This window comes from Rhodococcus sp. (in: high G+C Gram-positive bacteria), assembly GCF_049299235.1.
Lineage (GTDB): Bacteria > Actinomycetota > Actinomycetes > Mycobacteriales > Mycobacteriaceae > Rhodococcus.
Genome location: NZ_JBAQXC010000011.1, coordinates 1 through 6,138, shown reverse-complemented (window position 1 = coordinate 6,138; position 6,138 = coordinate 1). Strand labels below are relative to the sequence as shown.

General features: G+C 63.8%; 6 protein-coding genes and 1 pseudogene. 1 reads left to right on the top strand and 6 read right to left on the bottom strand.

From position 1 onward, the window contains the following. Positions 1-170: 170 nt before the first annotated feature. From WAX14_RS00465 to WAX14_RS00440, 6 genes are all read right to left on the bottom strand, one after another. Positions 171-824 carry a hypothetical protein gene (locus WAX14_RS00465; protein WP_422626134.1) on the bottom strand — a complete coding sequence of 218 codons (654 nt, stop codon included), beginning with the start codon at positions 822-824 and terminating at the stop codon, positions 171-173. Positions 825-862: 38 nt separating this feature from the next. Then, positions 863-2,118 (bottom strand): IS3 family transposase gene (locus WAX14_RS00460; protein WP_371304653.1). Its coding sequence is split into 2 segments (ribosomal slippage): positions 863-1,845 and positions 1,845-2,118, totalling 1,257 coding nucleotides; the frame shifts between segments, so codons are not numbered across the junction. Next, on the bottom strand, positions 2,087-2,362 hold the full coding sequence (locus WAX14_RS00455) for a hypothetical protein (RefSeq protein ID WP_422626133.1): 276 nt from the start codon (positions 2,360-2,362) through the stop codon (positions 2,087-2,089). Before WAX14_RS00455 ends, WAX14_RS00460 begins: the two co-directional genes overlap by 32 nt. Before the next feature lie 16 nt (positions 2,363-2,378). Next, entirely contained in the window at positions 2,379-2,882 is a 504-nt protein-coding gene (locus WAX14_RS00450) for a hypothetical protein (RefSeq protein ID WP_422626132.1), read from the bottom strand. After that, positions 2,882-3,298: a hypothetical protein gene (locus WAX14_RS00445; protein ID WP_422626131.1), complete on the bottom strand. Its 417-nt coding sequence runs from the start codon at positions 3,296-3,298 to the stop codon at positions 2,882-2,884. Before WAX14_RS00445 ends, WAX14_RS00450 begins: the two co-directional genes overlap by 1 nt. A gap of 52 nt (positions 3,299-3,350) precedes the next feature. Beyond that, complete coding sequence (locus WAX14_RS00440; RefSeq protein ID WP_161997130.1) at positions 3,351-4,247, bottom strand: AAA family ATPase; 897 nt, start codon at positions 4,245-4,247, stop codon at positions 3,351-3,353. Between the two features lie 381 nt (positions 4,248-4,628). On the opposite strand from WAX14_RS00440, the pseudogene WAX14_RS00435 reads away from it, so the two are divergent. Continuing rightward, a pseudogene (locus WAX14_RS00435) lies at positions 4,629-6,095 on the top strand (flavin-containing monooxygenase); the annotation flags it as partial. Between the last annotated feature and the right edge of the window lie 43 nt (positions 6,096-6,138).

Here is a 6,138-nt window from a genome sequence, read left to right as displayed (position 1 = left end):
CAGGCTACCGAGGCGGTGTTGTCGTTGACCGGAGCGAGCGAAACAGCATAGTATTCCGCATGACTCGTTGATCACCGCGCATCCCGCGAGCCGATCCGAAGTCCACCACTCCACGGGGCACTATCCGACATCGTTCTGCCGATCGTTGATGTCCTGTACCGCTCTAGCGTTCATGGACGCGGCATCCTCCCGCCGAATAGACTGCGCCATAGTTCAATTGCCGATCTTTCTTGCCCTTCGGACTCTGCGAGAATCGCCTCCTCGGCAATCTGGAGCCATGAGCGGAGTACGCGTTGAAGGTCCGTACGTTCCGAGGCAGGCACACCGGCGTTGACATCGCCTCCGAGTTTGGCGGGGTCAGGCCAGTCGTCAACGATCTGGTCCGCGGCAGAGGCGAGGAAGAACCTGATCTCGTCTTGGTACCGCCCCAGCCTGGGTTCGACAAGGTCGAGGGCCATGACCTCGATCAAGAAGGATGGGTTGAGGGGCTCCCCCGCTTCCCTGTTGATGGCCTTGAGCATCTTCACGAGCGGAACGAATTTGCCGTCGCAATCAGCGTTTTTCTCGGTCACCATGCGCGCGTGCTCGTGCGGATTCGTATCCATCCACTCCACGCCGTTCGGGATGCGGAAGCCGGTTTCGGTAGCGAATGCCGGTGCGACCTCGTACGAGGCGACGTCCTCGCCGGCGTACGAAATCAGGGCGACGGTATCGTCGCCAGTGACATCCGGCCATCGAGTGGACAAGACTTCGACGAGTGCCCTTACGGCCGCCGTTCCGGTGCCTTCGGCGAGGTGCGCTTGGGGGCCTTCCGGGTCGATCACCACGAAGATGTTGAACCGACCCGGGTTTCTGGCCGCTCCTATGCTGGCGACATCTCCGGTTGGGGAGTCGATGGTTGAGCGTAGTAGGCCGCCTCGAACGCGTCGGGGCTGACGTACCCGAGGCGGCTGTGTAAGCGGCTGGTATTGAACCAGTCGACCCACTCCATCGTGGCGAACTCGACGTCCTCGACGCTCTTGTACGGCCCGGCATGGAAGGGGTTGCCCTTGGCCATCGCCTCTGTCTTGAACAACCCGATCGTAGACTCGGCCAGAGCATTGTCGTAGGCATCGCCGATACTGCCAATGGACGCGGCGATCCCCTCTAGCACAAGGGTTTCCGAGAACGAGATCGACGTGTACTGACTGCCGGCATCGCTGTGGTGGATCAGCCCGTCGGCGACCGGATGTCCACCGTGGTCACGCCGCCACAGCGCCATCTTCAACGCCGTGGTGACCATGGCGGTGTCCTTGACCGTCGCCGCGTGCCAGCCGACGATCGCCCGCGAGAAGCAGTCGACGACGAACGCCACGTACACGAACCCGGCCCAGGTTCGACAGTAGGTGAAGTCGGTGACCCATTTCCGGTTCGGCGCCTCAGCGGTGAAGTCACGATCGAGCAGGTCAGGAGCCCGCTCGACGTTCCGCCCGCCGGGGATCGTGGTTCGGTGCCGGCGGCCACGGACCGCACCATGCAGGCCCTCGTCCCGCATCAGTCGGTCCACCGTGTGCTTGCCGACCACGTGGCCGGTGTTGCGAAGATGCACGAGCATCTTGCGGCGCCCGTAGAGGCCCTCGGCGGTACCGACGGTGGCGAGCAGCGCATCCGTCACATGCGCGTCGGTGACGGTGCGCTCCGACGGTGGTGCGGTTTTCCAGTTCCGGTACGTGCGTGGGGCGACCTTGACGCCGCGCTCGGTGAGCACGGCGCAGATCGACTCGACCCTGTGTCCTGCTGCACGCATCCGGTCGATGAACTGGCAGATCAGCGGCGGCGCGGGTCGAGTTCCCGCGCGAAGAAAATCGAGGCTGCTTTCAGGATCTCGTTGGCTTCCTTCAGGTCTCGGACTTCACGTTCGAGTTCCTTGATCCGCTGCTGCTCGGCGGTGGTGACGCCGGGGGCCTGGTCCGCATCGACCTGGGCCTGCTTGACCCACGTCCGCAGGGACTCGGAGCCGATCCCGAGCTTCGGTCCGATCGCTTGACAGGCCGCGTGGACGGACCGGTACTCGTCGAGGTGGTCGAGGACCATCTTCACGGCTCGTTCACGCTGCTCGGTGGGGTAACGCTTGGGCATGATCTGCATCCTTCTCAAGGAAGGGAGCGGCATCAAACCCGGGTCGGTTCATGTCGACGTCCTTGAGTTTTTTGGTCTTGGTGTGCCGGTCGTAGCTGCCCGTCAAGAAGTCATCCGTCAGGGTCCATCGTGTGCGGACGTGGTCGCGGACGAGCTTGTGGCGGCTCTGTGCAAGGTTCTGTTCAGACGTAGTGATCTCGAGGTTGCTTTTCAGTGCGGCGAACGCCGTGTCGACCATCCCCATGGGAACTCCTTCTCAGTCAGCTCATGTACACACGGGCCGAAGCGGTCGCGTCGGGGGCCGTGGCCAGTGTCCCGATGGTTCGTGATCTCAGGTTTGCCGTGGACGCGCTCGACCCCGGGCTCCAGCCTGGTTGCGGGGTGCGGGGTCCGTTGAAGGCGCAGAAGAGCTTGAACGTGGTACCAGCAGGTACGGCCTTGAGCTTCGCGAGGTATCTGAGCATGGAGGCGTTATCAGCGGTGAATCTGCGATCCCCGAAACCCTTCGCGGTATAGGAGACCGGGAACTCGAAAATCGGATCGACAGTCCCCGAGTGGTGGCATTCCACTGACACCGACGCGAGGGACCCTTCGGTGATCCATGCGGCGATTGCTGCGGCGTCTTGATCCCAGCTCTGGTAGAGACGACTGGCCTCGATTCCGAGGGTGGCGAGGATGTCGGCGATCGACGACAGGATCACGTCCGACAGATGCGTGGCTGTGTGAGCTCGTGTGTAGGTGTTGGTGGAGGTCGACGTACTCATCAGTTACCTCCCACTCTGCGTAACGCGGTGGCGTCGATCGTTGCGGTCGAGGGGGTCCGCGCTTGGGCCTGGTAGGTCGGGGCCGGAGCTGTCGACACGTGTTCGTTGTCGGCGGCGGCGGACTCTAGTGCGCCTTCGAGATGGTCAGGGGAAGGAACATGCAACATCCAACCGTTGGTGGCCGAGGCACCTCCGGGAATAGGATCGAGGTTTTCCTCCACGGTGAACGCGTTGTCACCTCTGACGATTCGGATCGAGACGTACATGCCGTCATCGACGAGAACCAGCGGCACCTGGTCCAGATAGCCGCCCGCGGCAAGCGCGGAACCGATTCCCTGGAGCTTGTCGAGGCTGGCGGCCACAGATCCCTCGGGAACAGCGCTGCTCCGCTCGAGCGTGTCTGCAAGCAGCTGCACAACTCTGCTCCACGCGTCTGCGGCCGTACGGACCGGAGATCCGGCGATTGTCCTACTGCGCTGCATGCTCTGCCTCCAGCTCGTCCAACACAGCAGCTTCCGCGGCCGCAAGTAGGTCTTCGATTTTCAGTTCGTTCGGATCGAGTGTTACCTCGAGACGGCGCAGCATCGCATCGGTCACGAGTTTTCGCACAGTCCGGCCGTCACGACCGGCCAAGTGGGCCGCGACCCTCCGCAGTTGCGGATCCCCCGCCAACGCGCCCAGAGCCCGGTACTTGGTCGCGAAACCCTGCAGTGCGTCGGTAAGGATCGCATGGACCGCCTCTTCGTCCGGCAGCGGCATCAGCACCGTGATGTCGGACCTGGAGAGAAACGCCTCGTCGAGCGCGGACGTGAAATTGGTTGTAGCGACAGTGAACAGATGTGGGAACTGGGAGGTGTTCTCGTCCAGAGCGGTCAGGACGGCATCTGTTGCTCGATGCACATCTGCAGGGTTCGCAGACAGGGAAGCCGCTCCCCGTGCCACGGCCATGGACTCGACCTCGTCCAACAACACGATCGTCGGTACCCCGTCGTCGGCCAGCGCAGGAATGATCTCTGTCAACAACTTCGTCACCCGCTGTTGGCTCTGTCCGTGCTCCGCGCTCATCAACCCATGGGGGTTCACCTCGATCAGGCGGGCACGTTTGGGACCCACCACGGCAGCCATTTGTTGTGCCAGTCCGCGCGCGAGCGTAGATTTCCCGGTCCCGGGGGGACCCGTCAGCACCGCCAAACCATGCAGCGCAGTGACGTGGAACGGAAGCGTCGTCCGCAACTCCAGACTCAATACCGCGGCGCGCAGAAGCCGATCCTTCACGGATCGATCGACCACGATCGAGTCCCACAATCCTTCGTACCGAGGCAGCGGCACCAATTCGTTGCGGACCACGCATTCCGCTACATCCATCTCATCCACCTCCACAGTTGAGCAGCGCGGCAGGTGAAGACGACGAGGCGCCGCGCTGCCAGGCCGAGTGTCGAGCATGGCATGGACTACCGACACAGAAAGGGCTCGCAAGATGACCGAAAGGGGATTCCGTCTCTGGTCACCGTCGCGCTAGCGGCCAGGTCAAGCATTGCAAGGCGGCAGTTGCCTTCCCTACTGGGAAGCTGTTTCCACGTCGTGATCGGATTCGGTACGGTCCGACTCTCGCGGTGCTGCCCGGAGTCCTGGGTCAGAGCAGTCGTCGGAGCCGGGCGGCGTCTTCGAGGTCGTGGCGGAACCGGTCGAGGGTGGCGAGGGTGTACATGCCGTCGATCTGCTGGTCGACCCACAGTCAACGACGAGGGCGCGTGGACGATGCTCACCACCCTCCAGGAGCTGAAGGGACACGAGGAAGGCAAGAAGGACCGGCGTCCGCGTGGCACGAGGCACGGCGCCGACAAGCATCGCGTCACCTGGTCCGAACAGCGGGACACGGAGGAACGCGAACTCGGCTACACGCGGCAGCCGTACGTCGTCATTGTCGGTGGCGGGCAGGGCGGTATCGCGCTCGGGGCCCGCATGCGGCAACTCGGCGTGCCCGCGATCGTGCTGGACAAGCACGACCGGCCCGGCGATCAGTGGCGCGGGCGCTACAAGTCGCTGTGCCTGCACGATCCGGTCTGGTACGACCACCTGCCGTACCTGCCGTTCCCCGACAACTGGCCGGTGTTCGCGCCGAAGGACAAGATCGGCGACTGGCTCGAGATGTACACCCGCGTCATGGAGGTGCCCTACTGGTCGAAGACGACGTGCACGTCGGCGTCGTACGACGAATCGGTCGGCGAATGGGCCGTCCACGTGGAACGCGACGGGCAGCCGCTCGTCCTGCGGCCGAAACAACTGGTGATCGCGACCGGTATGTCGGGCAAAGCCAACGTGCCGAGTTTCCCCGGTATGGACCGATTCCGCGGTGATCAGCACCATTCGAGCGCGCACCCGGGGCCGGATGCCTACGCCGGCAAGAAGGCCGTGGTGATCGGGGCGAACAATTCCGCCCACGACATCTGCGGTGCGCTGTGGGAGACCGGCGCGGACGTGACGATGGTGCAGCGGTCCTCGACGCACATCGTCAAGTCCGATTCGCTCATGGATCTCGGCCTCGGCGACCTCTATTCGGAGCGGGCACTCGCGGCGGGGGTGACCACCCACAAGGCCGACCTGACGTTCGCGTCGCTGCCGTACCGGATCATGCACGAGTTCCAGATTCCGGTGTATCAGAAGATCGCCGAACGGGACGCCGACTTCTATGCCCGGCTGGAGCAGGCCGGGTTCCTGCACGACTTCGGCGACGACGGGTCGGGTCTGTTCATGAAGTATCTGCGCCGTGCCTCGGGCTACTACATCGATGTCGGTGCCGCCGAACTCGTCGCGAACGGCGACATCAAGCTCGCGCACGGCAATGTGCGGGAGTTGACCGAGCGCAGTGTGATCCTCGAGGACGGCACCGAACTCGAGGCCGACGTGGTCGTCTACGCCACCGGCTACGGGTCGATGAACGGCTGGGTCGCCGACCTGATCGGCCAGGACGTCGCGGACAAGGTCGGCAAGTGCTGGGGTCTGGGTTCGGACACGACGAAGGACCCGGGGCCGTGGGAGGGGGAGCAGAGGAACATGTGGAAGCCCACCCAGCAGGAAGGATTGTGGTTCCACGGCGGCAACCTGCACCAGTCCCGCCACTATTCGCTGTATCTCGCGCTGCAACTCAAGGCCCGCTACGAGGGCATCCCCACACCGGTGTTCGGGCTGCAGGAGGTGCATCACCTGAGCTGACAGCCTGCAGCGAAGGCGGCGGACAGCCGCGCGCGACCGGTCG